Below are 17,872 nucleotides of genomic sequence, written 5' to 3'. Positions count from 1 at the left end.
AAGGTAAAACGTATGAACGATAAATTCAATTGGAAGGCAAAGCGCGAGCGCAAGGCATTCTTGGCCTTGGCTGACGGCACGGTTTTTCATGGCTACGCATTTGGCGACGCCAAGGACACCGTAGGCGAAGCTGTGTTCAACACGGGCATGGCTGGTTACAAGCAGATTCTTACCGACCCCTCCTACGCAGGTCAGTTCGTGGTGTTCACCACCGCTGAAGTGGGCGCCTACTCCGCCAAGAGCGAAAAGTCCGAATCCCGCCAGGTCTTTTTGAACGGTATCGTCATCAACGACCTTTGCGACGCTTCCGAAAACGTGGGCGAAGAATCACTGGACACCTACATGAAGGCCCAGAAGAAGCCGGGCATTGCAGGTGTCGATACCCGCGCCCTCACGCTGCACCTCCGCGACAACGGCGCACAGAAGGCTTACCTCCATGTGGAAGCCACCGAAATGAGCGAAGCCGAAGCCATCAAGAAGGCTCAGGAATGGATTGGCCTGGATGGTCAGGACTACGCTTCTGTAGTCAGCGACCCTAACGGTTACGAATTCTCTACCGAGGGCAAGTACAATGTGGTGGCTCTGGATTTCGGTATCAAGACCAACATCCTTCGCGACCTTGCAAGCCAGGACATGAAGGTGACCGTCATGCCTATCAACACTACCTTCGAGCAGATTCAGGCCAAGAATCCCGATGGCGTGTTCCTCTCCAACGGTCCTGCCGACCCCAACTCTCTACCCCAGGTTGCAGCTCTCGTAAAGCAGCTCCTTGGCAAGTATCCTCTCATGGGCATCTGCCTGGGTAACCAGCTCTTGGGTCTCGCCCTGGGCGCCAAGGTTTCCAAGTTGAAGTTCGGCCATCACGGTTGCAACCATCCGGTCAAGTACCTGAAGACCGGCGCCGTGGAAATCACCAGCCAGAACCACAACTACGCCATCGACGAAACTAGCTTGCCGGCCAATGTGGAAGTTACCCACATCAACCTGAACGACAACACCGTAGAAGGCATCCGCTGCAAGGACGTTCCTGCATTCAGCGTGCAGTACCATCCGGAATCCGCTCCGGGACCCAACGATTCCTACTACCTGTTCGAAGAATTTAAGAAGATGATCGAGGAGTTTAAAAGTCGTTAGTCATTAGTCGTAAGTCAGGCGAGGCTGGAGCCTCGCATAAAAAAAAACGAGCCACCAGGCTCGTCAAATCAAAGAAAAACTAACAACTAGTAACTAATCACTTAATGGATTTTTATAGAGGATTTCAAAATGCCTAAGCGTACAGACCTCAAGAAGATTATGCTCATTGGCTCTGGTCCGATCGTTATCGGTCAGGGTTGCGAATTCGACTACTCCGGCGTGCAGGCCTGTAAGGTGCTGCGTCGCGAAGGTTACGAAGTGGTGCTGGTGAACAGCAACCCGGCAACCATCATGACCGACCCGGAAATGGCCGACCGTACCTACATCGAGCCCCTGAACGTGGACATTCTCCACGAAATCATCCGCCGCGAACGCCCGGACGCATTGCTCCCCACTCTGGGTGGTCAGACCGCCCTGAACCTTGCCATGGAACTCCACGAAAAGGGCATTCTCAACCGCTACAACGTGGAACTCATCGGTGCAAAGGCCGAATCCATCGCCCGCGCCGAAGACCGTAAGCTCTTCAAGGACGCCATGCTCTCCATCGGCCTGGACCTCCCCCGCTCCGGTTCCGCACACTCCATGAGCGAAGCCAAGGCAATCGCCCAGACCATCGGCAGCTGGCCCCTGATTATCCGCCCGGGCTTTACCCTGGGTGGTACCGGTGGCGGTATCGCACATAGCGAAGACGAATTCGAAGCCATCGTGAACCGCGGCCTCGACGCCTCCCTCAACAACGAAGTCTTGATCGAAGAATCCCTCCTGGGCTGGAAGGAATTCGAAATGGAAGTCATGCGCGATAAGAAGGGCAATGCCGTCATCGTCTGCTCCATCGAAAACCTGGACCCCATGGGCGTTCACACCGGCGACTCTATTACCGTGGCCCCGATCCAGTCTCTTGACGATCGCGCCTACCAGGCCATGCGTGACGACTCCCTGAAGGTCATGGAAGCTATCGGCGTTGAAACCGGTGGATCCAACGTTCAGTGGTCCATCAACCCTGTGACCGGCCGCCGCATCATTATCGAAATGAACCCCCGCGTAAGCCGTTCCTCCGCACTTGCTTCCAAGGCAACCGGCTTCCCCATCGCAAAGATCGCAGCACTCCTCGCTGTGGGTTACACTCTCGACGAACTGAAGAACGACATTACCCAATCTACTCCGAGCTGCTTCGAACCGGCTCTGGACTACGTCGTTACCAAGGTTCCTCGCTTTACCTTCGAAAAGTTCCCCAAGGCAGACAGCACTCTTGGCACCCAGATGAAGTCCGTGGGCGAAGCCATGGCTATCGGCTCCAACTTCAAGCAGTCCATGCAGAAGGCCCTGCGCTCCCTGGAAACTGGTTTCGGCGGCTTCGGCGCCTGCGCCAAGTGCGAACAGTTCCTGGCTTACGACGACGAGACCTTGGCCAAGGAAGTTGCCCGCCCCAGTGCAGAACGCATCTTCGTGGTCTACGCCGCCTTCCGCCGCGGTTGGGACGTTGAAAAGCTTTACGAAATCACAAAGATCGACCGTTACTTCCTGCGTCATTTGGAAGAACTGGCCCAGTTCGAAGACGAAATCCGCGCAGCAGGCTCCCTCGAAGCCCTCTGCAAGGACAAGGACCTGTTCCGCCAGGCCAAGGAATTCGGCTATAGCGACATCCAGATCGGCTACATCTTCGGCAAGACTCCAGAAGAAGTCATGGCCGCACGTAACGCCATCAGCCTGAAGCCCAGCTACTACTCCGTAGATACCTGCGCCGGCGAATTTGAAGCCGTCACTCCGTACTACTACTCCTGCTATGCAGACCACACCGAACCCGTCCGCGAAGTTCCTAACCGCGACAAAAAGAAGCGCATCATGGTGCTTGGCGGTGGCCCGAACCGTATCGGCCAGGGTATCGAATTCGACTACTGCTGCTGCCACGCTGCATTCACCCTGAAGAAGCAGGGCTACGAAGTCATCATGGTGAACAGCAACCCGGAAACCGTTTCTACGGACTACGATACTTCCGACAAGCTTTACTTTGAACCGCTGACCCTCGAAGATGTGATGGGCATCTACGAACGCGAAAACTGCTACGGCGTTATCGTGCAGTTCGGTGGCCAGACTCCGCTTAACTTGGCAATGCGCCTCAAGAAGGCCGGCGCCAATGTGGTGGGTACAAGCCCAGAGGATATCGACCTTGCCGAAGACCGCGACTTCTTCAAGCAGCTGGTTGACAAGGTGGGCATCAAGCAGGCCGCTTCCGGCATCGCTCACAACGTGGAAGAAGCTCTCGCCATTGTCGAAAAGATCGGCTACCCCGTTCTCGTGCGCCCCAGCTTCGTGCTGGGCGGCCGCGGCATGGTGATCGTCTATAAGGAAAAGTACCTCCGCAAGTTTGTGGAAGAAGCCGCAGCCATCGGCGAAGGCAAGCCCATCCTTATCGACCGCTTCCTGGAAGACGCAACCGAACTTGACGTGGACTGCATCAGCGACGGCAAGACCACCGTGGTGGGCGCCATCATGGAACACGTGGAACCCGCAGGCATCCACTCCGGCGACTCCGCAAGCGTCATCCCGCCCATGACCCTCAGCAAGGACCTGCAGGAAAAGGTCCGCGGCTACGCCAAGGAATTCGCAAAGGAACTCCATGTGGTGGGCCTCATGAACATGCAGCTCGCCGTCAAGGATGGCGAACTCTACATGATCGAAGTGAACCCCCGCGCCTCCCGCACCGTGCCCTTCGTTTCCAAGTCCATCGGCGTGCCTCTGGCAAGCTACGCAAGCCGCTGCATGCTGGGCGAAACCCTCGAAGAAATCGGCTTCACCGAAGAAGTCCATGTTCCGTACGTGAGCGTGAAGGAAGCCGTGTTCCCCTTCGTGAAGTTCCCGGGCGTTGACGTGACCCTCTCCCCGGAAATGAAGTCCACCGGCGAAGTCATGAGCCTGGATCGCGACCGCGGCCTTGCCTACCTCAAGAGCCAGCTGGCCTCCGGCAACCGCATCCCGGGCCAGGGCAACATCTTCGTCTCCCTCAAGGACGAGGACAAGGCCCGCGCAGTGCCCCTGATCCGTCAGCTGGTGGAACTGGGCTACGGCCTCTACGCCACCCGCGGCACCTCCACCATGCTCTACAACGAAGGCATCAAGACCCGCGCCGTGTTCCGCATTTCCCGTGGCCGCCCGAACCTGCTGGACCTCATCCACGACAAGGAAGTCCAGTGGATCGTGAACACCAGCGAGACCGGCGCCGAAGCCATGGTCGATGAAATCCAGATGCGCAGCAAGGCTGTGGTCAGCGGCGTGCCTATCACCACCACCATCGCCGCCCTCACCTCCACCGTCGAAGGCCTCATGGACAAGCACGACTACGGTAGATTCGAAGTCTGCTCGCTGCAGGAGTATCATAGACATATCGTGAAGTAAGGCGAATCGCGGAACGCCCGTGAATGCGGGCAGAAACCGCACGCCCTCTGCATGTCATCCTGAGCGAAGCGAAGGATCCAGGGCGTTGCCCTTACGGGCCGGCCCTCTTGCGCTATAAAAAGAGAGACCAGGAAATATTCCTGGTCTCTCTTTTTGTCGTTCAGCCGCTTCGCGTCCGACCCCATACGGGCTGCGGGGCCTAACGCGAAAGCATTATCAGAACTTCACATCCCTAAGGGAAATCTTGCGCAGCCGGATTCGTGTCGAAGTATTCCCCACAAAAATTTTCCAGTAGTTGACTTCCGCCCAGAAGGTTTCCGCCAAATCGAAGCGCCAGTAACTTAGGGATTTCTTGCGCTTGCCAAACCACCAGTAAAGCCATTTGAGGCGACCGCCTCCTACATGGCGGCCAAAGTTGCCGCCCTTCAGGATTTCCCGCAGGAGCCACCGCCCGCGGAATTCGTCGGGCTTGCAAAGCATCAGACTTTCGTCAAGACCAATCGATTCACGAAGCAGCCACATGAGGGCCCCCGCAATTTTCCGCAGTCCAAAGCGGTTCAAGTTCGCCATCAGTTCGCTACGATCGCTTTCGCTGGAATGCCTAAGCAACACATAGTAATCTACAATCTGCCGGAACCCAACCCCGCCACCAATAAAATGACGATAGATGTGCGACAGCTGCATGGCCAACGCAAACTTTATGGAATGGGCGCAGAAACCTTCGGGAACCTCTACCGAGTTCAGGATTTCTTTGTCCAGATATTTCAGCAGTCGCCTTGTCGTAAACGGATTGTAGTTGCCCGAAGACGTACGGAAATGCATCTCCACATCAATTCCACGGTCATTTTTCATGTGGGTGTGGTGCGGCGAAGCCTTCAGCGATTCCTGCATTTCAGTTTCCCGCAGCAAACCCACGACGCTCTTTTTCCCGCCGGAAACCCAGATGTCAATATCTCCCGGCTGCCTGCAAAGCGGATTCGGATAAAGGCGAGCATTGGCCTGCCCCTTCAAAACGGCACAACTCCTGCCATGCCCCCTGAAAAATTCGGTGAGCCTCGCCGCTTCCTCATTCAAAATCTTGTTTAGGCCACTAAAGGATTCCGCTTCGCTGGCCCACTGGAACATCAGTTCCATGGGAGGGCGCAGCTCCTGAGGCAACTTCATCACCCCGTCAAACGCAAGCCCCAGAAGAGTCTGCCGGTCCGCCTCGTTGTAAATGCGTTCCCACTCATCCGCAGACAGCCGCGGAAACGCGCCAACACTTGCCCCCGGACACCCAAGCGCAATACGCAACAGAAGGAAAAAATTATCGTATCTGGAAAAATCCATAGCATTCTCATCAGGGCGACAAAATGACATTTTGTCAATTCTTCGCCCTAAAGTATAAAAAATTTACAGCACTGCCGCGCACTCTAATCAAAAATACATCATTTATACCCGCGCACTCTCTTTAATTTTTAGTATATTTATACCCGCGCACTCTCAAAAAAAATACGGGTATTTATGGCATTCAAAAGAAAAATCTACTCCAAGCTGCTTGACTGGAAAAACACCACCCAAGGAAAAAAAGCCCTGCTCATCGAGGGCGCAAGGCGTATCGGCAAATCCACCATCGCCGAAGAGTTCGCTAGGCACGAATACAGATCCTACATCCTTATCGACTTCAACGATGTCTCCAATGCAGTAATCAACGCGTTCAACAACCTTCTGGGGGACTTGGACACATTTTTCATGGTGCTCTCCACCGAATACGGCGTAGAACTTTTCAACAGGGAATCCCTGATTATCTTTGATGAGGTACAGCGTTTTCCAAAGGCTAGGCAATCCATAAAGAAACTCGTAAAGGACGGGCGCTACGACTACCTTGAAACGGGATCCCTCATTTCCATACAGCAGAACGTGAAGAACATCACGATACCTTCCGAAGAACGCGCCATGGACATGCACCCCATGGACTTTGAGGAATTTTGCGACGCACTTGGCGAATCCATGCTGGTCAAATACATCAAGAACTGCTTTGCAAAGAAAATTCCCCTAGAAAGAGGGCTTCACGAAAAAGCCATGCTCATCTTCAAGGAGTACATTCTCGTTGGCGGCATGCCCCAAAGCGTCGCTGCGTTTCTTGAAAAGCGGTCCTTCCAAAGGAGCGACGAAGAAAAGCGGGACATTCTAAAGCTGTACCGCGACGACATCATGAAAATCGAGGACCGTTACCAGTCCCGTGTACTTGCAATCTTCGACCAAATTCCCGCATTCCTTTCGCAGCACGAAAAGCGCATCGTCTTCAGCGAAATCCAGGCGGGCTCTTACTTTGCTCAATATGCAGACACCTTCTTTTGGCTCGGTAATTCAAGGATCGTCAACGAATGCTTTAACTGCACAGACCCTAATGTAGGCCTGACACTTAACGAAGAAAGGGCCTACATAAAATGCTACATGGGCGACACCGGGCTCCTGGCAAGCCACGCCTTTAGCGAAAACGCCATAACCGAAAACGAACTTTACAAGCAAATTCTCAACGGAAAGCTCAACCTGAACGAAGGCATGCTGTACGAGAACGCCATAGCGCAAATGCTGCGCGCAAACGGACACAAGGCATTTTTCTACACCCACTACAACGAAGAAAAGCACCGAAACGACATCGAGATCGACTTTATCATAACCGACAACAACAAGGTGAACTTCAAGATTTTCCCCATTGAAGTCAAGTCGGGCAAGCGGTACAAATACGAATCGTTGACAAGATTCCGCGAAAAGTTCCGCAAGCGAATCGGAGAGGCGTACATAATACACCCCAAAAACTTCGAAATCAAGGACGACGGAATTATTTGCCTGCCCGCCTACATGGCCATGTGCCTATAAAAAAGTCCCTCCGATTTTGTTCGGAAGGACTTTCGTTTTTTATAGCGAAGTTAGAAATCATTAGGTTAAAGGACTTACGCCCTTTCAAGTTCTTCAACAAACTCTTTCAACGTTTTTAAAGCTACCACAGGAAAATCAATGTCATTCAAAACCTTGAAATGACTATCATTTGAAACGATATATTCAGCCTGTCCACAAATCGCGCAATCCACAAACTTGTTGTCATCAGGATCAACCTTAATCAACTCAAAATGCCAACTCGGTTCCACACGCACCAAATTTTTACGGTTTGTCAAAGCTTCAACAACAAGATGTGCCATGCGAGGGGAAGCATGTTCAGACAAGATTTCCTCGTACTCAAGCAAAATCTCTGTCGATACACATAATTCAATTGAATTACCTAAAAAATCGGTCCATACTTTATGGTACGGACTTCGCGATGGCAAAGCCATCAAGAGGCAATTCGTATCAAGACAAATCCGACGCACTACAAGGCCTTATACGGAGTTCGCCAATGTTCTTTTCCGATACGCTCAATCGCATCGGCATCCAAAGTGCCATCATCCCACAAGCGATCGGCCTCTTCCTGCACCTTTTGGGCATAATACGCGGCAAGAACATCCTTTAATTCAAGGAGTTCTAAATCAGACTTGCAAAATCTGAACATATCTAAAAGATGCAACTGAACTGGATTTAAGGTTTCTGATACCGGCATAAAAAGCCTCCCTCCCTGAATATAAATAAAAACGCCCCTACAGACAAGAGTAAAGCCCCTTCGCAGGGGCTTTTATAGTTCACCGAAATAACGGAAAGTATTTAAACGTTCTTACAATCAACGGAATCAGGCATACCGTTATAGGAAATCCCTCCATGGTAATAACCATCGCTGCTGCTTCCCGACAACAAGCTAGCACGGGCCTTGAGCTTGATTTCCTTCATTTTCGGAGTCTTGTATTCTTTCTTCTGCATATTATTTCCTCTATTTTCCGATTATTATAACATCCAACGATCCCGGCAAATCATCAATCGGATCCTGAGAGCCGCTACCCTGGAGCAGGCTTGTGCGGGCCTTCAGCTTGACGATTTTCATTTCCGGCTTGACATAGCCGCACTTCGGCTTACTTGACAATGACTTTCTTTCCATTATTGTAGTAGGTTCCCTTGATAGTGGGCTTTTTGTTGCCGAGGTAACGACCGTTCAGGTCGAACCAGCGATTGTCTACGGAGCGGAACTCACCGGTGCGGGTGTTGATGGTTCCGATGACGGTTGTTCCCTCTTCGCCCCTGATGACCACATCCATGGATTCAGGGAGTTCATCGATACTTGCGACGGCTGGAGCCGCCTTGAACAGTGCGGGAGCCATACTGCGAGATTCTCCAGAGTTACCCCCTGCATAATACAGGTAGGCGCGCATGGGATATGCGTAGGCGTTGCTTCCAAGCATTACAAACTGTCCGATACGTGCACCATCACGTTCCTCAGCAGCAAAACCGTATGACCTGCCAATATCACGATCACCTTCGTTCCAGACCTTGAAATCGTATGTGCCCACAAACTGCCAAATACCATCCTCGCTGGACATCGGACGTACACTGTTTAAATCAAATACCACACCGTTTTCCACAATTAGGCCGCCCACATCTTCTTTGGCAACAACAATGTAGGGGGTATTCGCATAAATGTGTCCATCACCTTCTTTGTCAACTTCGTCGAAGACAACCTTCTTCCAGACGCCGTTTTCCTTTACAACACCCTTGAACGAATAGAAGGTGAATCCGGGAACATTGTCTATATGCGTACCAAAGGGCAGCACGATGGTGGAAGGCTTTTCCGCCACAAATTCACGATTGAGAGTCACATCTCCAGTAATCTCGACGGCATCAAGATCGGCATCAATTTTTTTACTGGACTTTCCGTCGATAATTGCCCAAGAGCCATCCGCAGCGATAGTGGCAGAGCCGAAACCGATACGGGTTTTACCGTAGATTGGACGATATGTCTTAGCACCAGTCACATCCTGAATTTCAGGACTCCAGCCAGCAAAGGTGTAGGCATACATTTCATCGTCAGCCTTTTTTGGATTTCCCGTCGGTTTCGCAATATCAACAACCGGAGTGCCATACTCGTATTCATCAGAGATGATTTCGTCACCCTCATCATCTACGAAGGTGACCTTGAACTTTGCAAGTTCCACAGTAACGAGAATTGGCTCTGGGGGAACATATTTTTCCCAGTTTTCACCTTCCGCAACCATGTAGTACACGAGATAGTCGCCGGTTTTATCTACACAGGGGATGGTTTCCGAGAACGATTCTTCTTCGAGTGTTCTGTAGAGCAGTTTGCCAAAGTTCGTGGTGCCGGGGTTGACGAGGGCAAGGCACTTTCCTGCATAACCCTCTTCGTTGGGAGTCGGGTTGGAAATCACCTCAGGAGTACCCTTTGTGATATTGAAGGTCTTGGAGACGGTTCCTAAACCTTCGTAATCACCCTTGAAGGTTACTGTTACGGTGGGTTTATCGTCAACATTCCCAACATTTACATTATTCTCATAGGAATATTCGAAATCCTGCCCTTCAGTAAGGACGCTGGAACCTAATGATACCGATGGTTTCGGTGTGAAAGCTTCACCAGTATAAGTTCGGTCTTCTACATCACCAATTGTGAGCTTCTGCGCAATGGCCATGCGATCATCATTTTTATTGACAGTGAAGTACTCTTCCTTACTGTCTGTCACGTCAGTCTCTCCATGCATATAGGTAACATCCTTACTAATGCTTGACGCATCAACTACAACAATATCATCGTAGATTGTAATTTCGCCAACTTCATTTGTGCAGCCAGGATAAGCATCTCCTGTTCCTATGCCGTTAGCAACTTTATCTCCATTCGGGGCTTTACCGTCAATAGCCTTTACAGTTCCTCCTTTGATGGTGATATTACCAAGAGTTACTTTCCTGTCACTACCTTGCAATATACCAGTACCAATACCTGCGCCATAGCTACCACCCTGGGCGGTGATATTTCCGCCTTCAATAACAACATCCCCACCAACAACATCATAATCAAGATTCCAAGCACGACTTAAACCAATACCCGCTGATTGGCTATAACCCGTTGCCGTCAAAGAACCGTTACCCTTAATCGTAAGGGTTGTTCCTTCACCACCAACCTGGATACCAGCCATATTCGTTGCGCCCTTCACAGTATTTTCTCTTTCAAGAATAATCGTAGCAGAACCGTCGCAGACAATGCCGCCGTTAATTATCGCACCAGAAAGGGTTATTGTTGCACCATCGGCAATATGAACCGTATAGCTAGTTGAGCCCGACAAAACATCTCCATTGATAGCAGCGAATGCACCTGGTGCCCGAGTCAAATCAATGATTTCATCACGTTGCACGTCAGCTGTAATCGTAATGTCCGAACCATCCACAACGACACTATACACACCATCTGTTGCTGTCAATGTATTAACACCATCCGACACATTTGATGCAGAATATGGGAAACTCGGTTTGAACTCAACCTTCGTCCCTGTCATATACGTTCCGTTACCATCAGCAGCAATTGACGAACCAATGATTTTCATACCGGTAGGCAGGGAGATGGAGTACGTCTGTAAAACATCTGCAGTTACAGTTACATCACCTTCAGGCATTACAAACGTGTACTTGCCATCGCCAGCACCTGTCAGTTCAAGGTTGTTTGTTCCGTCACTTACCGTTAAAGAAGATTCATTGGCCGCAGTGCCCAAAGTCAACGTGACCAATTCGCCTGCATATGCATACGCGACAGAGCCTACGCTAGCTTTCGCAACATCAGCTATCGTAACCAAGTGATTCTTTGCAATAGAACGAATTTCTCTTCCACCGCCTTTTTCTACATCATAGAATACAGCATCTTTTTCATCGCCTTCGACTGCGCTACTACCGCTGTAGAATGTGACCGCACTTGAACTTGCCAGTCCTTTTCCATCGTCCTTACTTGTAACAATTATCTTCTTCACACCATCGTAGATATTGATATTTCCGCAAGTGGGGTTACCGTAGCTAGTGGTCGCCATTCCTATTCCCTTGGCTTGTATAACACCACCTTTTATATCTATGACACTAGCGCTTCCATAACGACCACCTCCAATTCCTGCGCCATATCCATATCCATAATAATTGTCTTTTGCATCAATCACGCCATCATTAATGGTGATTGTTCCTACCGTTCCTTTATATCCAGATCCAATTCCTGCGCCATCATAACCTATAGCAGTGATATTTCCGCCATTAATGGTAATTTCTCCTGCTTTTGAACCTTTGCTGCCGCCAATACCCGCGTTGTATCGCGATTCTGCTGTAGCGATGAGTTTGCCCATCGTCGCTTCATTCTCCGACTGCGCATAGACATTGAATGTCGCACTACTGCTAACGCCAATACCTTTATTTGCATTAAGAGTCGCTCCGTCAGCTAATACCAAATGCACATCACCATTTACCGTGATGCGCTCATCAATTGTTACATTGTCCGATACAACATACCAGCCTGCACTCCAGGTTGTCATAGAGCTAGTAATCGCTGTTGCAGATTCTTCTAGTGTTTTTAGAGAGCCTTTTTCGTCAAGATATGCCGTTTGGGCAAATAAAGCCGTGGGCAACAACAGCGCCAGCACCATGACCAGCGAGGTCAAATAAGAGTTAATGCCATTACGCATCATGATTTATTTTCTCCTTAAAATCAAAAAGCCGCGACCGCAAAAAGCGGACACGGCAAAACGCGACAGCGGGCGCAAAAATGCGCACAACGCAAGAAAGCCCATGGCGAACAACTCGCACGGGATTTTTTTAATGTATGGGAAGAACCGGAATGACCGCCAGTAGGTAAACTTCTAGTTACATTGGGGGGGGGAGGTAATGGACTTACGGACCTGCGCCACAAGGCCACAGCCCGCAAAGGCTCCCTCAGCGGTCGCCACAAACTTCAGTCCATCACACGCGACGATATTCATTTGGTACAAATATAGTTGCCCGTAAGATTTTTGTAAAGTCACAACTTGTTTCTCACAGTTCTTTCACAGACTCTATTGATAGCGTAAGCGGCTTGCACAAGGAATTTTAAAGTATCGGTACCGACGAGTTTGTTTGCTTGTCACTTTTTTCATATATTTATGGATATGGCAGACGAAGAACTGAAAAAATACAGACTATCATCCATGGAAGAACCTTCCGATGAAATGTTGGAAGCTATTATGGAAAAAGTCGGTGCAGCAGCGCGTGAATCTTCTCGCAAGGCGGAAGAGGCTATGGAGCGTATGCGTGCAGAGGTATCTTCAAATATTGCCCAGAAAAAGCTGCGCCTTGGTCTGCTATGAGCGAAAAGAAGCCAACACTTTGCATTGTCGCCGGTCCGAATGGCTCTGGTAAAACAACCACAACCATTCAGTTGCTAGAAAACGAATGGGCTGCAGACAGCATCTATATTAACCCGGACAACATTGCCCAAGAAATATTCGGAAACTGGAATTCAAACGATGCTGTATTAAAAGCTGCGCAACATTCAACCGAACTTCGCTATAAGTGTCTCGAAGAAAAGAAAAACTTCGTGTTCGAGACCGTTTTTTCATCAGACGAAAAACTTGAATTTGTCCGCAAGGCAAAAGAGGCGGGCTTTTTTATACGATTTTTCTTTGTCTGCACAGAGAAACCCTCAATTAATGTTCTCCGTGTAACAAATCGTTTTCTTACAGGCGGACACGAGGTTCCCATCTCTAAAATTGTGACCCGCTATTACAAGTCCCTGGCGAATGCCGCTATCGCAATCTCCATGGTTGACAGAGCGTACATCTATGACAATTCCGTCGAAAACCAGTTGCCAAAACTGATTTGCAGAATGGTTGACGGGGAGTTGTTCAAGCAGTACGCCGAGAGGCTACCCAATTGGGTCCAGGACCTTCTGTAACACCGCTTTTTACAGCGCCTTGATTTCTTCGGGAGTGAGGCCTGTCCGCTTAGAAATGATTTCCAGCGGAACTCCATCATCGCGAAACCCCTTGGCGAGTTCCTTGTTCTTGTCTCTCTGCCCTTTCTCGTAACGAATGTTAAGTTCCTGTTCCAGGGTCATGTAAGCCTTCTTTGCAATAGGGTCCTTGCGGTACTGTTCCACGAGATCGTGGATGCGCTTCATCTTTGCGGATCCGTGCTCCTGCGTGGCGAAGTACTGCATGTATTCGCGAATGGAGTTGTCCTTGATTTCGCGGTACTTCTTAAAGATATAAAAGTTTTTATAACAAAGGTCGCCCATTAAAATATTTGGGTCGCTTTCTTCGCGGTTCTGGAACCTGTAAACGGGCTTGTCCTTGCCGAAGATGTCGTCCGGGCAGATGAACAGGACCGAGGGCAAGGTTGTTCTATAAACAACTGTTTGCATGAGTGATGATGCCGAGCGAACACAAAAGAAAAAGTCCCTCCGATTTTGGTCGGAAGGACTTTTCGCACAGGGAAATTTGCAGCAAACGAAAAAATTTCTGGTATTTTTGAAGCAACTTACAAAATCTTCACGGAACCCATGTCGGGACATTCTCTGATTTCAAAACACACTGACCGCGTTCATACCTAGCAACTCGGATGAACGAATCCGTATTATCAAAAACCTCAACAACATCACAAAGTTCGATAGCCTTCCTCAAGTTTTCAACAGATTCTACAAATCGACGTTCAACATCAGCATCGGGAATGCCGTGGCCACCTTTTGAAACCCTTGAACGAATTCTCTCCTTTGCGATTTCGACTGATTGAACGCCGACATAGTACATTTCAATTTTGTAGCCAAGTTGACGAGCTCTCAAAATATTTTTCCAAACAGAAGATCCGCAAAGTGTAGTTTCTTGATTGAACGACAGTCCGTTTGAGAAGTTTTCACTTATTTTTCGAACAGCGATTTTCCCGGCCTTGAACGCGTCTGCTTCATTTTTCCACGAACCAAATTCACGGACAATTTCATCCATGTTCACGCGAGGCATCTCTCGAAACATGTCATTAGTCTGATAGAGCGTTGATTTTCCAACGCCATTACACCCCGCAAAAAGAATATAGCGTTTCATTAAAAACGATTCTCTTCAACGGCTTTTTTCTGTTTCTGCTTAAGGATCAAATCCGTAGCCATACGGAAAAAATCAGCCTCTTCCGGACTATGGGCCGAGGCAATGATATCATAGGACTCGTCAAAATTTATCTTTTGACATTGCGCAAACAACTGATGTAAAGCATCCGTATTTGACATTTCCGGCTCCTTTTTCTGTAAGAACCAATATACATTATTTTAGGAAAATCCGCAAAAAAGTCCCTCCGATTTTGTTCGGAAGGACTTTCGTTTTATACTTCAGTTTTTTCTACGGAATCAGGCAGATCGTTGTAGCCAACCGTTCCGTGGTAACCATCGCTGCTTCCCGACAACAAGCTAGCACGGGCCTTGAGCTTGATTTCCTTCATTTTCGGAGTCTTGTATTCTTTCTTCTGCATATTATTTCCTCTATTTTCCGATTATTATAACATCCAACGATCCCGGCAAATCATCAATCGGATCCTGAGAGCCGCTACCCTGGAGCAGGCTTGTGCGGGCCTTCAGCTTGACGATTTTCATTTCCGGCTTGACATAGCCGCACTTCGGCTTACTTGACAATGACTTTCTTTCCATTATTGTAGTAGGTTCCCTTGATAGTGGGCTTTTTGTTGCCGAGGTAACGACCGTTCAGGTCGAACCAGCGATTGTCTACGGAGCGGAACTCACCGGTGCGGGTGTTGATGGTTCCGATGACGGTTGTTCCCTCTTCGCCCCTGATGACCACATCCATGGATTCAGGGAGTTCATCGATACTTGCGACGGCTGGAGCCGCCTTGAACAATGCGGGAGCAGGCCTGGGACTTCCCACATAGCGCAGGTAGGCGCGTAAGGGCTTTGCAGAGGCGTTGTAGGCAAGCCTAACAAACTGTCCGATACGAGCTCCGTCACGTTCTTCGGCAGCAAAGCCATAGACCCTGCCAAGTTCAGGATTGCCATCTTTCCAGACCTTGTATTCATAGGTGCCGCAAAGTTCCCAGCCATTCTTAGTTACAGAACAATCCTCATCATCGTCAATAGGTCGCAGAGCTATATCTCCACTAAAGGAAACATTATTCTTCATAACATGAATCAGGTACGGTGTATTGGGTCTAACTTCCGATACAGGCGTGACAGACACGTTCCACTTGTCATTTGCGAAAGAGACTCCGTCCAGTTCATAGAATTCGGCTTCATCGACCTCAATCTCCTCGAAATCAAAGGGAAGAACGATTGTGGAATATCCCTGTCGAGCAAAGTTTCTGTTCAGGTTCACCCTTTGCACACGAATCTCTTCGGGAATAGACCAGGGGATGTTGGAATCACCGTCAATAGTCGCTTCAACCTCATTAATTCCATCATTGTACACACAAACCGCACCATAACAAACAGTTTTCTGCTGGAAGTTCACGGTCAACTCATTGTCCTTGGCATCCGCTAGAACAGTCCATACGCGTTCAGCAGGTGCGTCAAAATCATCATCCCAACCGGTAAACCTGTAATCCTCATCCGGCTCCGCGGTAAGGGTAAGTACTGTACCAACAGGGTAGAATTCGTCGGGATCGTAGCCATTTACAGAACCGTCGCCAACCACGGTCACATCAACACGAACCGGCACCTGAATTTCAACACTCCCTGCGGCAGCAGACCAGTTATCGCTTTCCTCGACCTTATAGTAAACCGTATAATCGCCGCCTTTATCCGCACAAGGAATATTTTCCGAGTAATCATCATCATCATCTAAACTGTAAAGCATCGTTCCAAAGTTCGTAGATCCGGCGGTAACAAGCGCGACACATGCACCAGCGTACTTCGGATTAGCAGAAGTCGGCGGTTCAACTGTGGGCGTAGCCCTCGTGATATTAAAGGATTTTGTTACAGGTTTTACCCAGTCATATTCACCACGGAAAGTAACTGTTACAGTTGCGGCGCCAACATTTTTATTGTTGGTATATGAATACTCATAGTCGGTACCTTCGGTGAAATTAAGAGAACCTAATGAAACCGTTAGCTTTGGAGTAATTGCTTCGCCTGTATATGTCTGATCCTCAATATCAGAAACAGGATTTCCTGTATATATGATTTTATGTTCTCCATTATCAATAATGGTGAAATAATCATTTTTACTTTCAGACACATCAGTATTGTCATGCATATAAATTATGCTTTCGCCGTTCTTGATGCTTGATGCATCCACCACATCGACATCGTCGTATATAGTCACAGTACCAATTTCATTCTTAGAACCATAATATGTATAACCCGTACCAATGCCATCAGCATCCTCACCGCCTATCACCTTTACCACTCCGCCCTTGATCGTGATGTTGCCGACTCGTACATTTTTTCCGCGACCTTCGTCCAATTCGCCCCTGATAACACCCGTTCCGATGCCTGCGCCCCACTCAGAACCACCGATGGCTGTGATTGTTCCGCCCTCGATGACGATATCGCCACCAACAACATCACTTTCAGGATTCCAAGCACGACTTAAACCAATCCCTGCAGATTGATTATCTCCCGATGCGTTCAAAAAACCATTTCCCCTAATAGTTAGGGTTGTTCCTTCGCCACCAACCTGGATACCAGCCATATTCATAGCGCCTCTCACGTTGTTCGTACCGACAAGCGTAATTGTGGCAGAGCCATCACAGATAATTCCGCCATTGATTGTTGCTCCAGAAAGAGTAATATTAGCCTTATCAGCAACCATCACTGTATATTGGGTTGAACCGCTAAATACAAGTCCATCTACAGCAATGAAATTATTAGGAGCTTCAGACAAATCAATTAAACTGTTATGTTCTATAGTTGCTGTAACATTTATATCAGATGTCCCAACAGTCACACTATATATACCATTTGCTGCGACCAACGTATTTGTACCATCAGAAACATCAGTTGTTGTATAAGGAAACATGAGTCTAAACTCAACTATTGTTCCCGAAATATATTTACCGTCACCATCTGCAGGATTGGATGTGCTAACAATTTCCATTTGCTCTGGTATTTTGACAGAATATGTATCTATTGTTCCAGCTGATACATTAGCATCACCATCAGGCATAACAAAGGTGTATAAGCCATCTTCTGCATTAGTCAACGCAACACTACCACCATTTATAAGAAGTGATGATGCATCAACAGCAACACTAATATTCAAAGAAACTGTTTCCCCAGCAAACGCATACTTAGTACTAGCAGCAACTTCAGTCTTGATATCATCTGAAATTACGACATTGTGATTCATAGCTTTACTACGGATAATACGCTCATCACCTTCGCCAGAATCATAAAAGACAGCATCTTTTTCATCGCCAGTCACTTCATTTTCTGAATTTTTGAGGCTCTTCATCAACATGTGTGGGTGGCTTCGCCACCCTTTTTTGTTGACTTTCG

The 17,872-nt window shown here is 48.8% G+C and carries 18 protein-coding genes; 6 read left to right on the top strand and 12 right to left on the bottom strand.

All coding sequences use genetic code 11. From position 1 onward, the window contains the following. Window positions 1-12 precede the first annotated feature (12 nt). A complete protein-coding gene (gene carA, locus MJZ26_04825; GenBank protein ID MCQ2105099.1) occupies window positions 13-1,134 on the top strand; it encodes a glutamine-hydrolyzing carbamoyl-phosphate synthase small subunit in 1,122 nt (373 codons plus the stop codon). A gap of 129 nt (window positions 1,135-1,263) precedes the next feature. After that, window positions 1,264-4,527, top strand: a complete 3,264-nt coding sequence (gene carB, locus MJZ26_04820) for a carbamoyl-phosphate synthase large subunit (GenBank protein MCQ2105098.1) — start codon at window positions 1,264-1,266, stop codon at window positions 4,525-4,527. Window positions 4,528-4,743: 216 nt separating this feature from the next. Here the strand turns inward: carB and MJZ26_04815 are convergent, their stop codons facing one another. Then, the gene (locus tag MJZ26_04815) at window positions 4,744-5,856 is read right to left on the bottom strand and encodes a nucleotidyltransferase family protein (GenBank protein MCQ2105097.1); all 1,113 of its coding nucleotides are present in this window, start codon (window positions 5,854-5,856) and stop codon (window positions 4,744-4,746) included. Window positions 5,857-6,030: 174 nt separating this feature from the next. Here MJZ26_04815 and MJZ26_04810 point away from each other — a divergent pair, with 174 nt between their 5' ends. Then, window positions 6,031-7,389, top strand: coding sequence for an AAA family ATPase (locus tag MJZ26_04810; GenBank protein MCQ2105096.1), 1,359 nt, complete (start codon window positions 6,031-6,033; stop codon window positions 7,387-7,389). A 74-nt stretch (window positions 7,390-7,463) separates the two neighbouring features. On the opposite strand, the gene MJZ26_04805 is transcribed toward MJZ26_04810, so the two are convergent. From MJZ26_04805 to MJZ26_04785, 5 genes are all read right to left on the bottom strand, one after another. After that, complete coding sequence (locus MJZ26_04805) at window positions 7,464-7,841, bottom strand: putative toxin-antitoxin system toxin component, PIN family (protein ID MCQ2105095.1); 378 nt, start codon at window positions 7,839-7,841, stop codon at window positions 7,464-7,466. 35 nt (window positions 7,842-7,876) lie between these two features. After that, complete coding sequence (locus tag MJZ26_04800) at window positions 7,877-8,104, bottom strand: hypothetical protein (GenBank protein MCQ2105094.1); 228 nt, start codon at window positions 8,102-8,104, stop codon at window positions 7,877-7,879. 101 nt (window positions 8,105-8,205) lie between these two features. Further along, complete coding sequence (locus MJZ26_04795) at window positions 8,206-8,358, bottom strand: hypothetical protein (protein ID MCQ2105093.1); 153 nt, start codon at window positions 8,356-8,358, stop codon at window positions 8,206-8,208. Window positions 8,359-8,368: 10 nt separating this feature from the next. Then, entirely contained in the window at window positions 8,369-8,533 is a 165-nt protein-coding gene (locus MJZ26_04790; protein ID MCQ2105092.1) for a hypothetical protein, read from the bottom strand. Then, window positions 8,508-11,453, bottom strand: coding sequence for a hypothetical protein (locus MJZ26_04785; GenBank protein ID MCQ2105091.1), 2,946 nt, complete (start codon window positions 11,451-11,453; stop codon window positions 8,508-8,510). Before MJZ26_04785 ends, MJZ26_04790 begins: the two co-directional genes overlap by 26 nt. A 1,098-nt stretch (window positions 11,454-12,551) precedes the next feature. On the opposite strand from MJZ26_04785, the gene MJZ26_04780 reads away from it, so the two are divergent. Next, entirely contained in the window at window positions 12,552-12,749 is a 198-nt protein-coding gene (locus MJZ26_04780) for a hypothetical protein (GenBank protein ID MCQ2105090.1), read from the top strand. Further along, window positions 12,746-13,336: a zeta toxin family protein gene (locus tag MJZ26_04775; GenBank protein MCQ2105089.1), complete on the top strand. Its 591-nt coding sequence runs from the start codon at window positions 12,746-12,748 to the stop codon at window positions 13,334-13,336. The genes MJZ26_04780 and MJZ26_04775 overlap by 4 nt, the downstream gene beginning before the upstream one ends. A gap of 9 nt (window positions 13,337-13,345) precedes the next feature. Here MJZ26_04775 and MJZ26_04770 read toward each other — a convergent pair whose 3' ends face one another. The 6 genes from MJZ26_04770 to MJZ26_04745 form a co-directional block, all read right to left on the bottom strand. Further along, a complete protein-coding gene (locus tag MJZ26_04770; GenBank protein ID MCQ2105088.1) occupies window positions 13,346-13,804 on the bottom strand; it encodes a hypothetical protein in 459 nt (152 codons plus the stop codon). A 127-nt stretch (window positions 13,805-13,931) separates the two neighbouring features. Then, complete coding sequence (locus tag MJZ26_04765) at window positions 13,932-14,477, bottom strand: zeta toxin family protein (GenBank protein ID MCQ2105087.1); 546 nt, start codon at window positions 14,475-14,477, stop codon at window positions 13,932-13,934. Further along, window positions 14,477-14,656, bottom strand: a complete 180-nt coding sequence (locus tag MJZ26_04760; protein MCQ2105086.1) for a hypothetical protein — start codon at window positions 14,654-14,656, stop codon at window positions 14,477-14,479. The genes MJZ26_04765 and MJZ26_04760 overlap by 1 nt, the downstream gene beginning before the upstream one ends. Window positions 14,657-14,748: 92 nt before the next feature. Next, window positions 14,749-14,895, bottom strand: a complete 147-nt coding sequence (locus MJZ26_04755; protein ID MCQ2105085.1) for a hypothetical protein — start codon at window positions 14,893-14,895, stop codon at window positions 14,749-14,751. Between the two features lie 10 nt (window positions 14,896-14,905). Then, window positions 14,906-15,070 carry a hypothetical protein gene (locus MJZ26_04750; protein ID MCQ2105084.1) on the bottom strand — a complete coding sequence of 55 codons (165 nt, stop codon included), beginning with the start codon at window positions 15,068-15,070 and terminating at the stop codon, window positions 14,906-14,908. Continuing rightward, window positions 15,045-17,258: a hypothetical protein gene (locus MJZ26_04745; GenBank protein ID MCQ2105083.1), complete on the bottom strand. Its 2,214-nt coding sequence runs from the start codon at window positions 17,256-17,258 to the stop codon at window positions 15,045-15,047. The genes MJZ26_04750 and MJZ26_04745 overlap by 26 nt, the downstream gene beginning before the upstream one ends. 133 nt (window positions 17,259-17,391) lie before the next feature. Here MJZ26_04745 and MJZ26_04740 point away from each other — a divergent pair, with 133 nt between their 5' ends. Then, window positions 17,392-17,718, top strand: a complete 327-nt coding sequence (locus MJZ26_04740) for a hypothetical protein (protein MCQ2105082.1) — start codon at window positions 17,392-17,394, stop codon at window positions 17,716-17,718. Window positions 17,719-17,872 lie beyond the last annotated feature (154 nt).

Origin of the sequence: Fibrobacter sp., assembly GCA_024398965.1 — a bacterium.
Lineage (GTDB): Bacteria > Fibrobacterota > Fibrobacteria > Fibrobacterales > Fibrobacteraceae > Fibrobacter.
This window is presented reverse-complemented; position numbering and strand designations above follow the sequence as displayed.

What these genes read in the sequence shown, in the direction of transcription:
- carA (MCQ2105099.1), top strand. Translation starts at nt 13, where the DNA reads ATGAACGATAAATTCAATTGGAAGGCAAAGCGCGAGCGCAAGGCATTC.
- carB (MCQ2105098.1), top strand. Translation starts at nt 1,264, where the DNA reads ATGCCTAAGCGTACAGACCTCAAGAAGATTATGCTCATTGGCTCTGGT.
- MJZ26_04815 (MCQ2105097.1), bottom strand. Translation starts at nt 5,856, where the DNA reads ATGGATTTTTCCAGATACGATAATTTTTTCCTTCTGTTGCGTATTGCG.
- MJZ26_04810 (MCQ2105096.1), top strand. Translation starts at nt 6,031, where the DNA reads ATGGCATTCAAAAGAAAAATCTACTCCAAGCTGCTTGACTGGAAAAAC.
- MJZ26_04805 (MCQ2105095.1), bottom strand. Translation starts at nt 7,841, where the DNA reads ATGGCTTTGCCATCGCGAAGTCCGTACCATAAAGTATGGACCGATTTT.
- MJZ26_04800 (MCQ2105094.1), bottom strand. Translation starts at nt 8,104, where the DNA reads ATGCCGGTATCAGAAACCTTAAATCCAGTTCAGTTGCATCTTTTAGAT.
- MJZ26_04795 (MCQ2105093.1), bottom strand. Translation starts at nt 8,358, where the DNA reads ATGCAGAAGAAAGAATACAAGACTCCGAAAATGAAGGAAATCAAGCTC.
- MJZ26_04790 (MCQ2105092.1), bottom strand. Translation starts at nt 8,533, where the DNA reads ATGGAAAGAAAGTCATTGTCAAGTAAGCCGAAGTGCGGCTATGTCAAG.
- MJZ26_04785 (MCQ2105091.1), bottom strand. Translation starts at nt 11,453, where the DNA reads ATGGCGACCACTAGCTACGGTAACCCCACTTGCGGAAATATCAATATC.
- MJZ26_04780 (MCQ2105090.1), top strand. Translation starts at nt 12,552, where the DNA reads ATGGCAGACGAAGAACTGAAAAAATACAGACTATCATCCATGGAAGAA.
- MJZ26_04775 (MCQ2105089.1), top strand. Translation starts at nt 12,746, where the DNA reads ATGAGCGAAAAGAAGCCAACACTTTGCATTGTCGCCGGTCCGAATGGC.
- MJZ26_04770 (MCQ2105088.1), bottom strand. Translation starts at nt 13,804, where the DNA reads ATGCAAACAGTTGTTTATAGAACAACCTTGCCCTCGGTCCTGTTCATC.
- MJZ26_04765 (MCQ2105087.1), bottom strand. Translation starts at nt 14,477, where the DNA reads ATGAAACGCTATATTCTTTTTGCGGGGTGTAATGGCGTTGGAAAATCA.
- MJZ26_04760 (MCQ2105086.1), bottom strand. Translation starts at nt 14,656, where the DNA reads ATGTCAAATACGGATGCTTTACATCAGTTGTTTGCGCAATGTCAAAAG.
- MJZ26_04755 (MCQ2105085.1), bottom strand. Translation starts at nt 14,895, where the DNA reads ATGCAGAAGAAAGAATACAAGACTCCGAAAATGAAGGAAATCAAGCTC.
- MJZ26_04750 (MCQ2105084.1), bottom strand. Translation starts at nt 15,070, where the DNA reads ATGGAAAGAAAGTCATTGTCAAGTAAGCCGAAGTGCGGCTATGTCAAG.
- MJZ26_04740 (MCQ2105082.1), top strand. Translation starts at nt 17,392, where the DNA reads ATGAGTCTAAACTCAACTATTGTTCCCGAAATATATTTACCGTCACCA.